This is a genomic window from Halococcus thailandensis JCM 13552 (assembly GCF_000336715.1).
Classification (GTDB): domain Archaea; phylum Halobacteriota; class Halobacteria; order Halobacteriales; family Halococcaceae; genus Halococcus; species Halococcus thailandensis.
Map to the genome: position 1 here is coordinate 128,067 of NZ_AOMF01000166.1, position 18,003 is coordinate 146,069.

Below are 18,003 nucleotides of genomic sequence, written 5' to 3' on the forward strand. Positions count from 1 at the left end.
AAGTCCCGGTATTGTCGATAGAATGTTCGAGAAGGTCCTCGTCGCCAACCGCGGGGAGATCGCCGTGCGCGTGATGCGCGCCTGTGAGGAACTCGGCATCGGCACCGTCGCCGTCTATTCGGAGGCCGACAAGAACGCCGGCCACGTTCGCTACGCCGACGAAGCGTACAACGTCGGCCCGGCGCGGGCCGCCGACTCCTATCTCGACGGCGAAGCGATCGTCGAGGCGGGCGAGAAGGCCGGTGCGGACGCCGTCCACCCAGGATATGGGTTCCTCGCCGAGAACGCCGACTTCGCCGCCCGCGTCGAGGACAGCGCGATGACGTGGGTCGGCCCCGCCAGCGAGTCGATGGAGCAACTCGGCGAGAAGACGAGCGCGCGAAAGGAGATGGCCGCCGCCGACGTTCCCACAGTGCCGGGCACCGAGGACCCGGTCGAGTCGGCCGACGAAATAACGGCGTTCGCCGACGAGGCGGGCTATCCGGTCGCGATCAAGGCCGAGGGCGGCGGTGGCGGGCGCGGGCTGAAGGTCGTTGAGAGCGAGGACGAGATCGAAGACCAGTTCGAGAGCGCCCAGCGCGAGGGCGAGGCGTATTTCGACAACTCCTCGGTCTACGTCGAGAAGTTCCTCGAATCACCGCGCCACATCGAGGTCCAGATCATCGCCGACCATCACGGCAACGTCCGCCATATCGGTGAACGGGACTGCTCGCTCCAGCGCCGCCAGCAGAAGGTCATCGAAGAGGGGCCGAGTCCCGCGCTCACGGATGACCTGCGCGCCGAAATCCAGGAGGCCGCCCGGCGCGGGGCCGACGCCGCCGACTACTACAACGCCGGCACCTTCGAGTTCCTCGTCGAGGACGAGGGCCGCAACGAGGACGGACTGCTCGACGAGGGAAGTAACTTCTACTTCCTCGAGGTCAACACGCGAATCCAGGTCGAACACACCGTCTCCGAGGAGCTGACGGGTATCGACATCGTGAAACAGCAGCTTCGGGTCGCGGCCGGCGCGGAGCTCCCGTTCGCTCAGGACGACGTCGAACTCGACGGCCACGCGATCGAGTTCCGCATCAACGCCGAGAACGCGGCCGAGGAGTTCGCGCCCGCGACGGGCACGCTCGACACGTACGATCCGCCCGGCGGCATCGGCGTTCGCCTCGACGACGCGCTCCGACAGGGCGACGACATCGGCGGCGATTACGACTCGATGATCGCCAAGCTGATCGTCTGGGGCCAGGATCGCGAGGAGTGTCTCATTCGGAGTCGGCGCGCGCTCGCGGAGTTCGGCATCGAGGGAATCACCACCATCATCCCGTTCCATCGGCTGATGCTCGACGACGAGGCGTTCACCGCCGGCGAGCACACGACGAACTATCTCGACGAGGAGCTCGATCCCGAGCGCATCGACGAGGCCCAGGAGAAGTGGGGCGCGGCCGAGACCGAGAGCGACGGCGACGACGAGGAGGTCACCAAACGTGACTTCGTCGTCGAGGTCAACGACAAGCGCTTCGAGGTCAATCTCGAAGAGCACGGCGCACCGCCGGTGCAGGCGAGCTCAGGTGGGGGCGGCGGCAACACCCAACAGCTCAGCTCCGCCGGCCCGAGCGGCGGGAGCGACGACGGCGGGAGCAGTAACGCGAGCACCGCCGAGGGCGAGCAGGTCACCGCGGAGATGCAGGGGACGATTCTGGACGTGAACGTCGCCGCGGGCGACGAGGTCGCCGCCGGCGACGTGCTCTGCGTGCTCGAAGCGATGAAGATGGAAAACGACGTCGTGGCATCCCATGGCGGCGAGGTGGTCGAAGTCGCCGCGACCGAGGGCGAATCGGTCGATATGGGCGACGTGCTGGTCGTTCTCGACTAAACCCGGTTGCAAAACCCCTTTCGACGACGAAAAAACCGCTACCGGCGAGTCAGTTTTCGATACCGTTCTCTTGGGCGTCGACGACGGCGACGCTGGCGAGATTGACGATGTCCTTGACCTCGTCGCCTCGCTGGAGGACGTGAACGGGTTTGTCCATGCCGACGAGCATCGGTCCGATCGCTTCGGCACCACCCAGTCGCTGGAGGAGTTTGTAGCCGATGTTGCCCGCCTCGAGGTTCGGGAAGACGAGGACGTTGGCGGGTTCGTCCAACTCCGAGAAGTCGTAGGTTCCATCGAGCATCTCCTCGACGACGGCGGTATCGGCCTGCATCTCGCCGTCGACGGGGAACTCGACGTTGGAGTCTTCACGAAGTTTCTGTGCAGCCTCGCGCGGTTTGCGGGTACCCTCGTTGTCGACGCTGCCGAAGTCCGAATACGACAGCAGCGCCGCCCGTGGCTCGACGTTGAACCGCCGGGCCAGCTCCGCGGTGTGTTGTGCGGTCTCGGCGAGGACGTCGGTGTCGGGATCTTGATTGACGGTCGCATCCGCACAGAAGATCACCCGATTTTTGAACGCGAGCATGTAGACGCCAGCAGCGTAGTTCGCGTCGTCAGCAGTGCCGACGATCTGGAGCGGTGGACGGAGCGCGGATGGATAGTCGTGCATCAGCCCGGTGAGCATGGCGTCGGCATCGCCCATCTCGACCATCACGCTGCCGAGGTAGTTCTTCTCGCGAGCGAAATCCGCAGCCTCGGTTCTGGTGATCCCCTTGCGCTGGCGTAGTTCGTGGATCCGATCGGCGTAGGGTTCGAGGTTTGCCTCGTCGGGATCGACGATCTCGGGATCGAAATCGAGCCCGAGCGAGTCCATCGTCTCCCAGATGCGTTCACGATCGCCGATGAGAACGGGGTGAGCGATACCCTGATCGTCGATCTGGTGGGCGGCGCGGATCATCTTCTCGTCGTCGCCCTCGGCGAGAACGAGTCGCTTGGGTTCGGATTTGGCCTTGTTGAGGACGACACGCATCATCTCGCGGGACTTGCCGAGGCGCGCTTCGAGTTCCTCGGTGTAGTCGTCGATATTGACATCGGCGCGGGCAGCGCCACTGTCGACGGCAGCCTGCGCGACGGCGGGCGTGATCTCGAACAGAACCCGGGGGTCGACGGGTTTGGGGATGATATACTCGGGGCCGTACTGGAGCGGTTGATCGCCGTAGGCTTTCACGACCGCATCGGGAACGTCCTTGCGGGCGAGTTCGGCGAGCGCGCGGGCGGCGGCGACCTTCATCTGTTCGTTGATCTCGCTGGCGCGGACATCGAGCGCACCCCGGAAGATGAACGGGAATCCCAGCACGTTGTTGACCATATTGGGGTAGTCCGACCGGCCGGTGGCCATGATCACCGTGTCGTCACGGGCAGCTTTGGCGTCCTCGTAGTTGATTTCGGGATCGGGGTTGGCCATCGCGAAGATGATGGGATTGTCGGCCATCGAGCGGACCATCTCCTGGGAGACGATGCCCCCAACGGAGAGCCCGACGAAGACGTCGGCGTCCTCGATAGCGTCTTCGAGACTCCCCTCGGGAACGTCGCGAGCGAATTCGGTTTTGAATTCGTTGACGTCGCCATGGGAAGCTCTCTCTTCGGTGATGATGCCCGAGGAGTCGCACATCGTGATGTTCTCCTTTTGCGCACCGAGCGAGAGATAGAAGCGTGCAGTCGCGATCGCGCTCGCACCGGCACCCGAGAAGACGATCTCCAGATCTTCCAATTCTTTCTCGGCGATATCGCTGGCATTGAGCAGGGCGGCCCCGGAGATAATGGCGGTCCCATGTTGATCGTCGTGAAAGACGGGGATCGACATCGACTCGCGGAGTTGCTCCTCGATCTCGAAACATTCGGGGGCCTTGATGTCCTCCAGATTGATACCGCCGAAGGTCGGTTCCATCGCCTCGACAGTGCGAATGATCTCCTGGGGATCCTCCTCGTCGAGTTCGATGTCGAAGACNTCCTCCAGATTGATACCGCCGAAGGTCGGTTCCATCGCCTCGACAGTGCGAATGATCTCCTGGGGATCCTCCTCGTCGAGTTCGATGTCGAAGACGTCGATGTCGGCGAATCGTTTGAACAGGACGCCTTTACCCTCCATCACTGGTTTCGAGGCCTGTGCACCGATATCGCCCAATCCGAGAACGGCGGAGCCGTTCGAGACGACACCGACCATGTTGCCCTTGGCGGTGTAGGTGTAGGCGTCGTCGGGATCGTCGTGGATGTGATTACACGGAGTGGCGACACCAGGTGAGTAGGCCAGCGAGAGATCGCGCTGGGTGCTGGTGGGTTTGGTCGTCGAGATCTCGATCTTGCCGGGCGGGTCCTCGCGGTGATAGTCGAGTGCGTCCTCGTCCAGTCCCATGTCTNGGTGCTGGTGGGTTTGGTCGTCGAGATCTCGATCTTGCCGGGCGGGTCCTCGCGGTGATAGTCGAGTGCGTCCTCGTCCAGTCCCATGTCTACCGTCACGGCCGACACCACTAAAAAACCAACCGAAACCGATATTCGACGACTGACGAACTCGGTCGTTACGGGCCGAGGTCGTGACGGACGATCGTCTCGTCGTCGACATCGATCTCGTGGGTCGGCCAGTCGCCGGTCGCCGTCAGCGTCTCCAGGCCATCGTCGATCAGAACGGTGTCCTCGCTTTTCGCGCCCTGCACCGTCGGATTCCACGCGTACGCCATCGGTGCCTCGATCGCTGCATCGCCGTCGGGCGTCGCCTTCCACTCCCGACCCGCAAAACCGGTGGCACCGCCCTGATGGTGGCGTGCCCACTCGTCGGGATGGCCGACGGCCGCGTAGGCGTCCTGCATCGCCCGAAAGACGTCGCTGGCGGTGCCACCCTCTTCGGCGAGTCGTTGCGTCGCTGCGATCGCAGCCGCCTCGACCTGCATGGCTGCCTCGTGGCGTGTAGCGAGCCAGTCGGGCGGATCGAGGGCGATCGTTCGCGTCGCGCTCGCGTGGAGCCCATCGCGCTGTGCGGTGATCGACACCAGTGCGTAGCCGCCGATCTCGGCCTCCGTCGGCGGGAAATGGCGGTAGTTCGGTGCGCGCTCCTCGCCACCGACGAGGAGGACTGGCGTGTCGATTCCGCGGGTGGACAGTTCCTCTTCGAGTCGTGCGGCGACCGATCGTTCGGAATCGGATCGCTCGACGGTTCGACAGACGTCTTCGAGAACGATCGCGGCCTCGTGCCCAAGCGCACGATAGCGCTCGATATCGGGTTCCGTGAGCGGCGTGCGGAGTCGTGTGGCGGCCACGCGCTCCGCATCGGGCACCTCGAAATCGGCTTCGAACGGGGTGGACGACCGCTCGGCGATGGCTTCGGCCAGTGACTGTTCGTACCACGGAAACGTCTCGACGGGGACGTCATCGAGCACCTCGTTTCTGAACCGTGGTGCCTCGTTGTTGCTGGTGAGCACGTGGAAGAAGCCGTCGTAGCCCGCTGCTGCGACGCCCACGCGCGCCTCGCGGTCGACGACGTTGCTCGCGCCGGTGAGCCACGCGAAGTTCGACGGACGGGCGAACCAGACCGCCTCGCAGTCGGTTCCGGCGAGATACTCGTCGAGACGGGCGACCTTTTCCGGGTCAGTGTGCACGGTCGTCAATCGAGCGAGCGACCCAAAACGATCGCGGCCGCGGCGAGTCGAACAGACGTAAGTACCACCGCCCCTAACTCTCGGCGATGGTTCGATTCCGCCACCTCGCTGCCGTCACGACGGGGATGACGTTCGCGCTCATCCTCCTCGGCGTGTACACCGCCGCCGCGGGCGCGGGTCTGTCCTGCGGGGCCAACTGGCCGCTCTGTAACGGCGGCGTCTTCGGGCTGTTCCCGGCGAACTGGCCGAGCTTCATCGAGTGGTTCCACCGACTCGTCGCGATGGTCACCGGCTTCATGATCCTCGGGACGACCTACGCCGCCTGGCGCGGTCACAAGAGCCGCAGAACCCGCCTTGCCAGCACGGTCGCACTGGTCGTCCTCCCCGTCCAGATCCTGCTCGGCGGGGCGACCGTCACGACCTACACGGCGCTCGTCCAGGTGACCCACCACGCCGCCGCGCTCGTCATCTTCGCCGCGCTCGTGGCGACCACCGTCTGGGCCTACGAATCGCCCGACGAGGCCCCAGCGAGCAGCGATACCACCGCCGCGACGACCGCCGACTGACGACGTTCGTTTCGTACTGTCAGTCCAGTTGCCGTGTCGTCAGCTGCTCCCACCGAGATCGAAATATCCGCGTATTGACTCCGGACAGTCGTTCTTCGCCAAACCCTTCTCGTTCCGAACTCAGGAGAAATCGCCGAGACCGGACTGTGAGTCGTCGGACTCCTCGGTATCGTCCGCACTCTCCTCGTCGGCCGTATTGTCGTCGTCGCCAGCTGCGCTCTCTTCGTCCGTCGCGTCACTTTCGCCCGATTCGTCGGGGTCGTCCGACCCGTCGCTCGTGGTTCGCGTCGCACCCTCGAACGCACCTTCCGAGCCCGCGACCGCGGCCTCCTCGCTGCGTTTCGTGGCGTCCTCGACGATCGACTGGACCTTGTTGGTGTCCTCGCCGCTGCCGGTGACGAAGGCGACGTGTTCGGCGTCCATGTCGTAGCGGGCGGCCATCGACACCGTGAGGTCGCGGTTCGTGCAGTGGTGAGTCATCGTCGCGAGAAACGGCATGATCTCGCGACGAGCGCTCGCCATGCTCGTGCCGCTCGCCGTGGCGATCTGCCTGGCGATGTAGTCGCGTTTGTCGCGAGTGGCCCGCGAGCGCCCGAGCTTCGACCAGTAGCTCGGTGGGCCGTAGCGCGTCCAGCCACCCTTCGACTCCCGGCGCGAGGCGGCGACGCCGGCGGTCATCGCGTCACCCGCGTATCGCCAGTACGAGTAGTTCTGCGTGGCTCGCACGCGCCCGAGCCAGCGATCGGCGTTCGCCAGGTTGTCGAAGGCGTCGGCGAGCTCCGCCCCCGCGTAGTCCTTGGGGACGTTGTCCTCGATCCAGTTGATGAGATCGTCGGGCGTCTCGTCGACGTCGTAGGACGATCGGAGCGCGCCCTCGGCGTCCTCTTCCTTGATGAGCGCGTCCAGAAAGTCGAAGATGCCGGTGGTTTTGTCGCGATCGCTCGTCACCACGTCGTCGGCGGTGAGCCTCTCGGTGCTCTCGGCGAGCGCCTGGAGGTCGTTGACCGCCCCCCGCAGGTCGCCGCTGTTGCGCTCGGCGATGGCGTCGAGTGCCTCGTCGTCGTATTCCACTTCCTCGCGCCGGCAGATGTCCCGGAGCACGGGGAGGATCGAGCGCGCGGAGACGTCGCGGAACTCGATCGTCTCGCAGGCGTTCCGGAGGCTCTTCGACATGTCGTAGAACTCGTTGGCGATCAGAACCATCGGCTGGCTGGCCTCCTTCACCAGCCCCGTGATGGCCCGCGAGCCGCCGCGATCGACGTTTCCGTGGAGGTTGTCGGCCTCGTCCATGATCACGAGCCGCCGGCCGGCGCTCCCGCCCGTCAGCGTCCCCGACTTCGCGGCCTCGCCCGCCACGCGCTCGACGACGGATTTGGTGCGCTGGTTCGAGGCGTTGAGTTCGATCGTCGGCCAGTCCATGTCGGCCGCGAGCGCGTGCGCTGCCGAGGTCTTGCCGACGCCGGGCGCGCCGTGGAGGACGACCGCCTCCCGATGCTCGTCCCACGTCTCGGCCCACTCGGCGAGCGCGTCGCGAGCCTTGTTGTTACCCCGGACCTCGGAGAGCGTCGACGGACGATACTTCTCGGTCCAATCCATTGCCGGCGCTACGGACGAGCCGCGTTTAGTGATTCCGGAGCACGGCCGAACGTTTTTGACACCACCGTGGGACCTCAGCACGTGTTCCCCGAACGCATCGAGACCGATAGATTGGTTCTCGAACGGCTCTCGCACGAGAATCTCGATCTGTTCGAGTTCTATGAGATCTGTTCTGACGCCGATGGCGAGGAGGCGATGGCTGAAGTCACCGAATATATGCCGTGGGATCCCCACGAGACGGTCGGCGAATCGAGGGAGTTCGTCGATCGCTGCGAGAAACAGTGGGACGAGGGCGAGGCCGTGACCTACGCCATTCGTCCGCGCGAGGGCGAGGACGGTGCCGGTGCGTTCGCCGGCGCTGGCGGGCTCACGATCGACTGGGATCGGCGTACGGGAACGCTCGGTACGTGGCTCCGCAAGCGTTTCTGGGGTCGTGGCTACTCCGGCGAGCGCGCCGCGGCGCTCATCGAACTCGCCTTCGACCGACTGGACCTGGAGGTCGTCGCCGTCACCCACCACGCGGACAACGCGAAATCACGGCACGCGGTCGAGAACTACGTCGAGGCTCACGGCGGTCGTCGTGAGGGGCTGCTCAGAAATTGGCTTCCATACGACGAGGGCGTCGCCGACGAGTATCGCTACACCATCACCCAGGACGAGTACCTGAACGCGACGGGATAAAGCGCCCGTTCGACCCGCCGGAAGCTACTTTCGACGGGGCTTCGAGAGGTGGACGATGACCGGCGCGAGCGGTCGACTGATCGCCCGGCTCCCGTTCAGGGCGGGCGCGCTCACCGGCGCTGCGGCCTACCTGCTCGGCTATCTCCTCACCTATCTGCTGACGGTTTCGCGCGTCCGCTCCGAGCTCTCGCGAATGAACGTCGACGCGACGCTCTCGCTGCTCGGGGGGAGCGGCGTCGCACCCTGGAAGGTCACGGGCTGGTTCTTCTACGGCGCACACTTCGTCGACGTCTCGGTCACGAGCAGCGCGATGGATCTCTCGACGGACGTCGTCGAGGTGAGCGCCGGCGGCTGGCGCACGCTGCTCTTCGCCCTTCCGCCGCTACTCCTGCTCGTCGCTGGCGCGCTCGCCGCCCACCGCGCCGGTGCGAGGCGTGTTTCGATCGCCGCGGCCGCGGGGGGGACGATCCTGCCGGGCTACTTCGCGCTCGCGTTCGTCGGTGTCTTCCTCACGCAGGTCACGGTGCTCATCGCGGCCGTCGGTCCGAATCTCACGCCCGCGCTCGTGGCGGGGGTCGGCTATCCGCTCGTCTTCGGCCCGCTCGGTGGTGCCGTGCTCGTCGCCGTTCAGAGATCGCGAGCGCGCAGTTCGCCCCACGACTCGAAGCCGTGACGGGCGTAGAGCCCGCTGGCGGGACCGTTCTCGCGATCGACGTCGAGCATGATGCGATCGAGCGGAAGCTCCTGGTCACGGGCGCAGTCGTAGGCCGCCGCCATGAGCTCGTCGGCGAGATCGGTCCCGCGGGATGACTCGTGCACGTAGAGTTCGTTCAACACTGCCGCGTCCCAGATCATCGCCAGCTCCTCGGGGAGGACGAAGACGTAGCCCGCGAGATCGTTCCCATCAGCCGCGACCGTGACGCTATCCGGATCGCGTTCGACACACCGCGCGACCCAGTCGAGATAGCGCTCGCGGTAGTCGTCAGTGAGCTTCCCATCGTAACTATCGGCCTTCTCATCGCCGCCGAGCGCCCCCAGCTCGTGTTCGAACCGTTCTTTGAGCTCCCACAACCCTCCAGAATCCGTTTCCGGATCGTACGGTCTCGTTTCCATGAGCGCGGTTCGCCCACCGAGAACGTATGTGTTCCGTCAAAACCTCGGAGGTCATGGTATCTCTATTCGATAGTGTGGAATTTCGGGCTGAATATACCATGATCCGTTTCGGCAGTTAATTCTCTCGGTGGCGACGAGCGATATTCGAACCGAGTTAGATCATTCGCCGCAGATCATCCACGAAATCGCTCGAATTTTTCATGTTTTTCATCTCGATCTCTAGTGATTTGCCACCGCCGCTGGCGATGTGGACGTTCCCCAGTCCGACGAGCGTTTCGACGACTGATCTCCGTTCTTCGACTCCTCGCACCTTGTTCAGGGAGATTTCGCGTTTGGCCAACGACAAGAACCGGTATTCGCTAATCACTCGCTGATTGGTAACGTAGTACGTCGTGAGCGAGTTGGCCCAATACGTGTAGAGACCGCTCGAAAACAGGTACAGCCCCAGAACGAACGCCACCGTTGGATATACGTATGGACGAAAGGTGAAGAGAAGCCAGTAGATCCCGATACCGAGCACGAGACCACCGAAGAGAACCTCGACGATAGCTACCCGTTGCACGGGATGCTGAGTTGCGACGATCTCTTCACCTTCTCTGAGATTGGGTGCTTCTGGTGCAGCGCGGAGATACACGTAGAGTCCGATCAGTGAGATGAAGACACCGAACAGTATGAACGGATACGACAGTTCTTCGGGAAACGAACCGCCGAACAGGTACAGATACACTCCGATCAACAAGAACGGCACTCCCAACAAGGAGCTCCATTTCGTGTATTTTCCTCTTGCCATCGTTACTGTCCTCCGAACAACTGGAGCAGGATTCCTATTGCCGAAGTGATGAACCCACCAACAGTCAGGACGATCGGATCACCGAGGAAATTCAGTAAACTCGAATCACTGTTGGTGAGGAAGCCGCGCTCCTGTTGAGTACTATTCATACTGTTCCCGACTGTCTCTTCCTCCACGCCGCTGTTCTCTTGGCTCGGATCCGATGGCTGGTCAGTTGATTCCCCTGCTGGTTGAGCCGTATGCGTTGCGGTCGGGGTCGACTGTTCCTCCGTATCGGTTGGGTCCGTTCCAACGGAACCAGCACTCGACTGGCCAGCATTTGCTTCACCTACGCTGATCTGCTTCGTGGTGGAACCAGTCACTTCTTTGTCGTCCACAACGGTCAGATTCACAGCATAGTTACCGGGCGACTCGTACGTGTACGTAGCCTGTTCTCCTTGTGCGTCAGAAATCCCGTCGCCGTCGAAATCCCACTGATATTTCTCGATGACACCATCGGAATCCGTCGATGACGCTCCATCGAAACTGATTCGATTTCCAGTTGTGGGCTGGTTCGGGGAGTATTCGAACGATGCGTTCGGCGGCGAATTCGTCTGACTGACCTGTCCGACATTAACCCGAGTGATTGTGTTGTTCGCCGTTTCAGTTTCCCATAGATATCCTCCGTCCCATGCCACTCCGGTCGGCACGAAATACGGGGATTCGAACTCCTGAACGGGTTCGCCAGACGGGGTCGATGGATCGATCTGCGCTATGTATTCGCTGCCAGATACCCAAAGAAACCCTTTACCCCAAGCTAAGCCACTTGTTGGACTGACCCGTCTTGTTTCGAGTGATTTGACTACTTCACCGGATTGTGGGTCGATTTTGTAAATTCCTGTCCCTGATTCACCCTCTGCGATGGTCCAGAGATTTTGTCCATCGTAAGCTAATCCCCCACGGGAACTTCCTGGCGCCGGGATCTTCGATATCTCCTCACCAGTGTTTGGGTTCAGTTTGTGTATATAGTTCTTTTCGTTGTATGAATCAGTAACGACCCACAGACCATTATTTGTTGCCTCGATACCAGTTGGTGAGTCCAATCCGGTCCCTATCGACTGCGTTATCTCACCGGAGGTCGGATCAACCTGGTATATCGTTTCCGTATTCCGATTCGAATACCATATCGAATCACCATCCCACGCCAGATTCTGCGGCCCCTCTTCCTCGTCCGAAACTTCGACTTGTCCAGCGATCTCGACGCTCTCCTGTGCGATGGCGACAGAAGATACAACCGAAACCCCGATCAATGTTATAAGCAGTATTCGCCTGAATGATGGTCGGTGCACGATTGCAACTGCTGAGATGACCGCACATATGCTTTTTGAACACTATACGGTTAATATTCCATCATTGCATCGACCGATCCATTCAGTTCTCCGTTGTCCATCGTAGTGGTCTACACCCGATCGAATGACCGATCCGTCTAGCGCGTCTCCCACAACCGCACGCGAGAACGAACACACTTGTCAGGAGCAACAGTAGCTGCCAGCCCGACTGCGCCACGGGAAAGATCCGCTCAACGGTGTTCGACTCCGTCCCTCTCGTGGGATCGACGCCGCTGTTGATGTGGACCTGCTCCGTCGAGCCGCGTGCGACCTCGCTCCCGCCGAGATCGACGAACGTCTTGACGAGACCTCGATCGTTCGAGAACACGAACTCGTCCGACAGTTCGTAGAACTGGTCGTCGATGCACGGGGTTCGGCACAGTCGCGAATAGCCCTTGCGGCGATGCCAGCAGGCTTTTGCGCCAAACGGGCGAGACACGGCCATGACCGAGCGCACGCGGCGGGATCTCGCCGGGAAGATCGCCGGCGATGTCGTCCTGAGCGACGACCCCGGCGCGACGATCCGGAAATGGCGAACGGATTTCGACGTCGCCCAGACGAGGCTCGCCGACGAGCTCGACGTCTCGGCGTCCGTCGTATCGGATTACGAGAGCGGGCGACGCGAGAGCCCCGGCATCGCGATCGTCCGTCGCGTCATCGAGGCGCTGCTCGACATCGACGAGGCACGCGGCGGCGAACACCTGCGCCAGTACGCCCGGGTCCTCTCGGCGGGCTTCGAGGGCGACATCGTCCGCGACCTCCGGGAGTATCCCACGGCAATCGACACCGGGGAGTTCTACGACGCCATCGGCGCGACAGAGGTCGTTGGGGGCACCCAGCAAAGCGTCGCCGGCCACACCGTCATCAACTCCATCGAGGCGATCACGCGGCTCTCCTCCGAGGAGTTCTATCGCCTCTACGGCCAGAGCACGAATCGCGCGCTCGTGTTTACGGGTGTCACCCACGGCGAGGGCGCGCTGGTCGCGCTGCGGGTGGTGACGCCGACGCCGAGCGCGGTCGTTCTCCACGGGCTCGATCGCGACGATCTCTGGGAGCACGCGCCGACGCTCGCCCGTGCCGACGGCTTCTCGCTGGCGGTCGCCGCCGGTGAACTGGAGGCGATGCTCGAAACGATGGGTGAGCTTCCGTAACTACTCGACGTAGCGGTAGGTCCGCTCGTCCATCGGACCGGAGCCGTCGCGGACGAACTCCTCGCTTGGGGTGGTGAACGCGTCGATGTCGATCTCCTTGTCGTGGTTGTGGACGTCGTGGATCTCCTCGTACTCCGCGAACGAGATGTCGCGGCGTGCGGCCAGCTGCTCGTCGATGTCGAGCGCGTCGATCTCCTCGGTCCACTCCTCTTGAACCGTTTCGACGTGGATCTCGGCCTGTGCGCCGCTGCCGTAGGAGCCAAGCAGCAGCGACTTGCCGGTCATGTCGATGCCTGCCTCGCGGGCGCTGCGGAGCGCGCTCGCGCGGGCGACGTGGACCGAGCCGGTGTACCAGTTGCCGACGTGACGGGCGATGTCGAGCGTCGGCTCGATCGTGTCGTCGTACCACGCCGCGTACGCGTCGGTTTCCTTCAGCGCGTCCATGTAGTCGCGGACGGCGTCGCGGTACTGTGACTCGTCGTCGAACCCGTCGGGTCGGGGCTGTTCGCCGATCGCCGCGGTGAGGTCGGCCTCGATCTCGGTGTTACGGATCATGTGGCGGTAGCCGAGCAGCGCGGCCTTCCTGACCATGCCGGGGAACGGCGTGTGGAACGGGATGTACTCGAACTGGTCGGGATGGGTCTCCTCGGCGACGCTCTCGTAGTCCTCCAGGGCTTCGCGCATCCGCGCGAGATAGACCTGAACCGAGCGCTGGCCGTCGACGCTCGGGAACTGCTGGTTCGGCTTGAGGAAGTCGGTCTCGTCGGCGCTGCCGAACCCCTGCTCGACACTCATTTCGACGAGATCGGGATCCTCGGCGATGAGCATCGCCACCGCGCCCGCGCCCTGAGTGGCCTCGCCGGCGTCGCCGCGCGCGTAGAGGGCGGTGTCGGTGGCGATCACGAGCGCCGCTCGGCCGCGATTGCGCCCGGCACGGATCCAGTTGTAGGCGTCGTCGAGGCTCTGCGTGCCCGCGATGCAGGCGAACTTGCGCTCGCCCTTGTTCGCGTGGTGGAAGTCCTCGCCGTAGACCTGTTCGAGACAGCCAGCGACATACGTCGAGACGGGTTTGGCGTTGTCGAAGGCGCTCTCGGTGGCGACGTCGATCCGCCCGATGTCGTCGGGCGTCAGCCCCTTGCGCTCCATCAGTTTGTGTGCGGCGTTCGCGCCCATCGTCACGATGTCCTCCTCGACGTCGGGGAACGAACTCGCGTGGAGGCCGAGCCCCTTCGTGAACTTCTCGGGCTCCTCGTCCAGCGCGGGGGCGAGCGTCTCCGCGAGGTCGAGCCTGAGCTTTCCGGCGTGGATGGCGACCGCGTCGATACCGACGTTCATGCGTACGGTAAGCGGCCACGAGATATATGATTCCGTCGACTCCGTTTTCGTCGATCGTCGATTTCACGTGGCGATCAGTGGGCGATCTCGATCACCGGACGCCGCTACCGGATGCGTCACCGATCGCCGCGATCAGGCGTTCTCGTGGCTGACCTCGTAGCCGCGATCGCGGATCGATCGGATGACGGTGCGTGCGTGGCCGGTGCCGCTGGTCTCGATCTCGAAGACGAGGTAGGCCTCACCGACGTCGAGTTCCGGCACCGAGCGGTCGTGGCGTACGCTGCGAATGTTCGCGCCGTGGTCGGCGATGATGCTCGACACCGTGCCCATCTCGCCGGGACGGTCGGTGATGCGCACGCGCAGGCGGAGGATCTGCTCGCGGTCGGTGAGCGCGTGGATCAACACCGTGCGCAACATCGTCATGTCGAGATTCCCACCGCACAGCAGCGCGAACACCGTCTCACCCTCGACGTCGAGCTCGTCGCTCAGGAGGGCCGCGACCGACGCCGCGCCGGCCCCTTCGACGACCTGTTTTGCGCGCTCCATGAGCAGGAGGACCGCGCGGGCGATCTCGCCGTCGGTCACGGTGACGATCTCGTCGACGTGTTCCTCGATGAGCGAGAGGGTGAGCTCCGAGATCCCACCGGTGGCGATCCCGTCGGCGATGGTGTTCACCGAATCGAGCGTGACTGGAATCCCCTTGTCGAGGCTGTCCGGTACTGTGGCAGCCCCTTCGGCTTGCACGCCGACGACGCGCGTCCCCGGCGAGAGCTCGTTCATCGCTGTCGCGATGCCCGAGATCAGCCCGCCGCCGCCGATCGGCACGATGACGGTGTCGACGTTGCAGTCCTCGTACATCTCGATTCCGAGCGTGCCCTGTCCGGCGACGATCGCGGGGTCGTCGTAGGCGTGGACGAACGCGGTCGCCTCGTCGTCGACGAGCCCCTGAGCGTGATCCATCGCCGCCTGGAAGTCCTGACCGACGAGTTCGACCCGCGCGCCGTAGCCACGCGTCGCGTCGACTTTCGCCTGCGGGGCGGCCTTCGGCATCACGATCGTGGCATCGATGCCGAGTGTCGTCGCCGCGAGCGCGACCCCCTGGGCGTGGTTGCCGGCGCTCGCGGCGACCACGCGATCGGTCCCCCCGTCCTCGACGAGCTGTGCGATCTTGTTGTACGCACCCCGCGTCTTGAACGAGCCGGTCCACTGGAGGTGTTCCATCTTCAGGTGGACCTCGCTGTCGGTCAGTTCGCCGAGCGACGTGCTCCGCTCGACGGGGGTTCGTTTGACGACCGACTCGTCGTCGAGGCGCTCGCGGGCCGCCTCGATGTCGTCGTAGGTGACTGACTCGCTCATCGAACTACCCGCGCATCCGTTCCATTTCGGGGTCGAACAGCGGCTCGTCGCGTACCGTCGCCGCGTAGCGCTCGCCCTCGTAGCGTACGTCGAGTGCCGTGCCGGCGTCGGTGTACTCGGTCGGCAGATACGAGTAGACGATGCCTGCGTCGATGCTGTAGCCGTAGCCGGCGCGACAGCCGTAGCCGATCACGTCCTCGCCATCGAGGATCGGATGACCCGAATCAACGATCATTCCCGATCCATCGAGCGTGAGCGGAGTAAGCTTTCGGTCGACGCCCGCCTCGCGCGCCGCGAGCAGCGCGTCCTTCCCGACGAACTCGGTATCGGTGTCGACCGCGAAGCCGATCCCCGCCTCGTCGGGCGTGTATTCGGGCGTGATGTCTGTTCCCCAGAGCCGATACCCCTTCTCCAGACTCGCCGAGGCGAGCGCCTCCCAGCCCATCGGCACGATTCCGTGCTCCTGGCCCGCTTCCCAGAGGGTGTCCCAGAGCTGCGCGCCGTACTCGGTGGGTGTGTAGATCTCCCAGCCGAGTTCGCCGGCGTAGGAGAGCCGGAGCATCGTCACCGGCAGGCTCTCCAGATAGGTCTCGCGCACCGCGTAGAACGGGAATTCGTCGTCCGAGAGGTCCGCCTCGACGAGCGGTCCGAGCAGCTCCCGTGCTTCCGGCCCCCAGACGCCCACCCCGGAACGGCTCGAATCGTGGACCGTGATCGAGAGCGAGTCGGGTGCGTGCTCGCGGATCCAGCGCGAGTGGAGCGTCGCGGAGTTGCCGCCGCCCGTCGTCAGCAGATATCGATCTTCGTCGAGCCGTGCGACGGTCAGATCCGCGAGGATGCCCCCATCCTCGTTCAGCATCGCCGCGTACCGCATCCGCCCGACCGAACAGTCCATGTCGTTGGTCAGCAACCGCTGGAGGAACTCCATCGTTCCCTCGCCGGCGATCTCGATGCCGGTGAACGTCGTCATATCGAACATCGCCACCCGGTCGCGGACGGCCTGGTGTTCGACGCCCTGTGCCTTCGACCAGTTGCGCGCGAGCCAGTCCGGTCTGTCGGGCACCTCGTACTCGCTCAGGAGGGACTGGTTCGTCTCGTACCACTGGGGCACCTCCCAGCCGTTGGTGTCGTAGAACTCCGCGCCGAGGTCGTCCTGTCGGTCGTAAAACGGGCTTCGGCGGAGCGCGCGCTGGTCTTCGGGCTGTTCGCGCGGGTGGATCAGCTGGTAGACCTCCTGATACTGCTGGGCACCCCGCCCGTAGGTGAACTCTCGACTCCCCGAATGGGGCTGGAATCGACTGATGTGGGCGGGCTCGGCGTTGACACGTTCACCGTCGAGGCGCGGAACTCCGTTCTCCATCCACTCGGCGACGACGCTGCCCACGCCGCCCGACTGGGTGACCCAGATGGCGAGCGACCACCACAGTCCCTCGGTGTCCTCGTCCGGCCCCAAAATCGGCATTCCGTCGGGAGTGAAGCAGAACATCCCGTTCATCTCGGTCTCCCACTCGACACCATCGAACGCCGGGACCAGTTCGCGCGCGGCGTCGTACGCGCTCTCGTCGTGGTCGGGATGGGTGTTCTCGTAGAAATGCTCGGCGGCGAACTCCCGGAGCGAGGGGTACTCCAGTCCGAGGTCGTCGAGTTTTGCGGGTCCGTAGATGTCCTCGGGATCGACGAGCAGCGGTTCGTGGTTGTACGATCCCACCCCATAGGAATCGCCGTGCTGGCGGAAATACTCCGAGTAGTCCTGATGACGGAGGAGCGGCTGTTCGATCTCGCGCTCGGCTCCCGCCAGTTCGTCGAGCGGTTCGCTCACGAGGTACTGGTGCGAGCACGGCACCAGCGGGATGTCGGTGTCGACCATGTCCCCAAAGAGCGGGCCCCAGATGTTCGTCGCCACGAGCAGTTCGTCGCATGCGATGCGGCCGTTCTCGGTGACGACCGCCTGGACCGCCCCGTCACCTGTCTCGACGTCCGTGACGAGCGTGTCGCCGTAGAACTCGTGGCCGACCTCCTGGGCGCGCTCGGCCATCTTCCGCGAGGCGTCGACCGCGTGGGCCTTGCCGTCGGTCGGGAGGTAGTAGCCACCGTGGATCACGGTCGAATCGATCTGCGGGACGCGCTCTTCGACCTCCGCGGGCGAGAGCAGTTCGCCACCGTCCAGTCCGTAGGACTGGCCCCACTCGCGCTTTCGCTTGAGGAACTTCCAACGGTCCTCGGTGTAGGCGACCTCGATGCCGCCCGACATCCGGTAGCTGTCGAGGTCGTAGTAGAGGTCGCGCGTGTACGCGGCCAGTTCCGTCATCAGCTTGCCGCCGTTGGTCTGATAGACGAGCCCGGGCGCGTGCGAGGTCGAGCCGCCCGTCTCGAACAGCGGTCCCCGATCCAGCACGACGACGTCCTCGCGACCCTGCTCGGCGAGGTGGTAGGCCGCCGAACAGCCGACACAGCCCGCGCCGACGACGACGGTCCCCGCGCTCTCCGGCGGTGTGGTCCCTGTGCTCATGCCGTGTGGCTTCCGCCGTCGTGGGTTT

The 18,003-nt window shown here is 64.0% G+C and carries 14 protein-coding genes; 5 read left to right on the forward strand and 9 right to left on the reverse strand.

What is annotated here, in order from left to right; genetic code table 11:
• Positions 1 to 22: 22 nt before the first annotated feature.
• Positions 23 to 1,864, forward strand: coding sequence for an acetyl-CoA carboxylase biotin carboxylase subunit (locus tag C451_RS15575; RefSeq protein ID WP_007741996.1), 1,842 nt, complete (start codon positions 23 to 25; stop codon positions 1,862 to 1,864).
• A 49-nt stretch (positions 1,865 to 1,913) separates the two neighbouring features.
• Here C451_RS15575 and C451_RS15580 read toward each other — a convergent pair whose 3' ends face one another.
• Both C451_RS15580 and C451_RS15585 read right to left on the reverse strand, forming a co-directional pair.
• Positions 1,914 to 4,274, reverse strand: coding sequence for an NADP-dependent malic enzyme (locus C451_RS15580; RefSeq protein WP_007741998.1), 2,361 nt, complete (start codon positions 4,272 to 4,274; stop codon positions 1,914 to 1,916).
• Positions 4,275 to 4,437: 163 nt separating this feature from the next.
• Positions 4,438 to 5,511, reverse strand: coding sequence for a M24 family metallopeptidase (locus C451_RS15585; RefSeq protein WP_007742003.1), 1,074 nt, complete (start codon positions 5,509 to 5,511; stop codon positions 4,438 to 4,440).
• An 86-nt stretch (positions 5,512 to 5,597) separates the two neighbouring features.
• On the opposite strand from C451_RS15585, the gene C451_RS15590 reads away from it, so the two are divergent.
• The gene (locus C451_RS15590) at positions 5,598 to 6,077 is read left to right on the forward strand and encodes a COX15/CtaA family protein (protein WP_007742004.1); all 480 of its coding nucleotides are present in this window, start codon (positions 5,598 to 5,600) and stop codon (positions 6,075 to 6,077) included.
• A 120-nt stretch (positions 6,078 to 6,197) separates the two neighbouring features.
• Here C451_RS15590 and C451_RS15595 read toward each other — a convergent pair whose 3' ends face one another.
• Positions 6,198 to 7,673 carry a replication factor C large subunit gene (locus C451_RS15595; RefSeq protein ID WP_007742005.1) on the reverse strand — a complete coding sequence of 492 codons (1,476 nt, stop codon included), beginning with the start codon at positions 7,671 to 7,673 and terminating at the stop codon, positions 6,198 to 6,200.
• Between the two features lie 81 nt (positions 7,674 to 7,754).
• Between C451_RS15595 and C451_RS15600 the strand changes: the two genes are divergently transcribed.
• Entirely contained in the window at positions 7,755 to 8,354 is a 600-nt protein-coding gene (locus tag C451_RS15600) for a GNAT family N-acetyltransferase (RefSeq protein ID WP_007742007.1), read from the forward strand.
• A gap of 55 nt (positions 8,355 to 8,409) precedes the next feature.
• Positions 8,410 to 9,027 (forward strand): hypothetical protein, encoded by a 618-nt coding sequence (locus C451_RS15605; RefSeq protein ID WP_007742008.1) that lies wholly within the window; start codon positions 8,410 to 8,412, stop codon positions 9,025 to 9,027.
• Here C451_RS15605 and C451_RS15610 read toward each other — a convergent pair.
• From C451_RS15610 to C451_RS21175, 3 genes are all read right to left on the reverse strand, one after another.
• Positions 8,982 to 9,467, reverse strand: coding sequence for a GNAT family N-acetyltransferase (locus tag C451_RS15610; RefSeq protein ID WP_007742009.1), 486 nt, complete (start codon positions 9,465 to 9,467; stop codon positions 8,982 to 8,984). The genes C451_RS15605 and C451_RS15610 overlap by 46 nt on opposite strands.
• Positions 9,468 to 9,621: 154 nt before the next feature.
• Positions 9,622 to 10,257 carry a PH domain-containing protein gene (locus C451_RS15615; RefSeq protein ID WP_049913159.1) on the reverse strand — a complete coding sequence of 212 codons (636 nt, stop codon included), beginning with the start codon at positions 10,255 to 10,257 and terminating at the stop codon, positions 9,622 to 9,624.
• A 2-nt stretch (positions 10,258 to 10,259) separates the two neighbouring features.
• Positions 10,260 to 11,585, reverse strand: a complete 1,326-nt coding sequence (locus tag C451_RS21175; protein WP_161605868.1) for a PKD domain-containing protein — start codon at positions 11,583 to 11,585, stop codon at positions 10,260 to 10,262.
• A 482-nt stretch (positions 11,586 to 12,067) separates the two neighbouring features.
• Between C451_RS21175 and C451_RS15630 the strand changes: the two genes are divergently transcribed.
• Positions 12,068 to 12,775, forward strand: coding sequence for a helix-turn-helix domain-containing protein (locus C451_RS15630; RefSeq protein WP_007742020.1), 708 nt, complete (start codon positions 12,068 to 12,070; stop codon positions 12,773 to 12,775).
• On the opposite strand, the gene hmgB is transcribed toward C451_RS15630, so the two are convergent.
• The 3 genes from hmgB to C451_RS15645 form a co-directional block, all read right to left on the reverse strand.
• Positions 12,776 to 14,110 carry a hydroxymethylglutaryl-CoA synthase gene (hmgB, locus tag C451_RS15635; protein ID WP_007742021.1) on the reverse strand — a complete coding sequence of 445 codons (1,335 nt, stop codon included), beginning with the start codon at positions 14,108 to 14,110 and terminating at the stop codon, positions 12,776 to 12,778.
• 132 nt (positions 14,111 to 14,242) lie between these two features.
• The gene (gene ilvA / locus C451_RS15640) at positions 14,243 to 15,466 is read right to left on the reverse strand and encodes a threonine ammonia-lyase (protein ID WP_007742023.1); all 1,224 of its coding nucleotides are present in this window, start codon (positions 15,464 to 15,466) and stop codon (positions 14,243 to 14,245) included.
• Positions 15,467 to 15,470: 4 nt separating this feature from the next.
• A complete protein-coding gene (locus C451_RS15645) occupies positions 15,471 to 17,975 on the reverse strand; it encodes a GcvT family protein (protein ID WP_007742024.1) in 2,505 nt (834 codons plus the stop codon).
• Positions 17,976 to 18,003: the final 28 nt, after the last annotated feature.

What these genes read in the sequence shown, in the direction of transcription:
- C451_RS15575 (WP_007741996.1), top strand. Translation starts at nt 23, where the DNA reads ATGTTCGAGAAGGTCCTCGTCGCCAACCGCGGGGAGATCGCCGTGCGC.
- C451_RS15590 (WP_007742004.1), top strand. Translation starts at nt 5,598, where the DNA reads ATGGTTCGATTCCGCCACCTCGCTGCCGTCACGACGGGGATGACGTTC.
- C451_RS15595 (WP_007742005.1), bottom strand. Translation starts at nt 7,673, where the DNA reads ATGGATTGGACCGAGAAGTATCGTCCGTCGACGCTCTCCGAGGTCCGG.
- C451_RS15605 (WP_007742008.1), top strand. Translation starts at nt 8,410, where the DNA reads ATGACCGGCGCGAGCGGTCGACTGATCGCCCGGCTCCCGTTCAGGGCG.
- C451_RS15610 (WP_007742009.1), bottom strand. Translation starts at nt 9,467, where the DNA reads ATGGAAACGAGACCGTACGATCCGGAAACGGATTCTGGAGGGTTGTGG.
- C451_RS15615 (WP_049913159.1), bottom strand. Translation starts at nt 10,257, where the DNA reads ATGGCAAGAGGAAAATACACGAAATGGAGCTCCTTGTTGGGAGTGCCG.
- C451_RS15630 (WP_007742020.1), top strand. Translation starts at nt 12,068, where the DNA reads ATGACCGAGCGCACGCGGCGGGATCTCGCCGGGAAGATCGCCGGCGAT.
- hmgB (WP_007742021.1), bottom strand. Translation starts at nt 14,110, where the DNA reads ATGAACGTCGGTATCGACGCGGTCGCCATCCACGCCGGAAAGCTCAGG.
- ilvA (WP_007742023.1), bottom strand. Translation starts at nt 15,466, where the DNA reads ATGAGCGAGTCAGTCACCTACGACGACATCGAGGCGGCCCGCGAGCGC.
- C451_RS15645 (WP_007742024.1), bottom strand. Translation starts at nt 17,975, where the DNA reads ATGAGCACAGGGACCACACCGCCGGAGAGCGCGGGGACCGTCGTCGTC.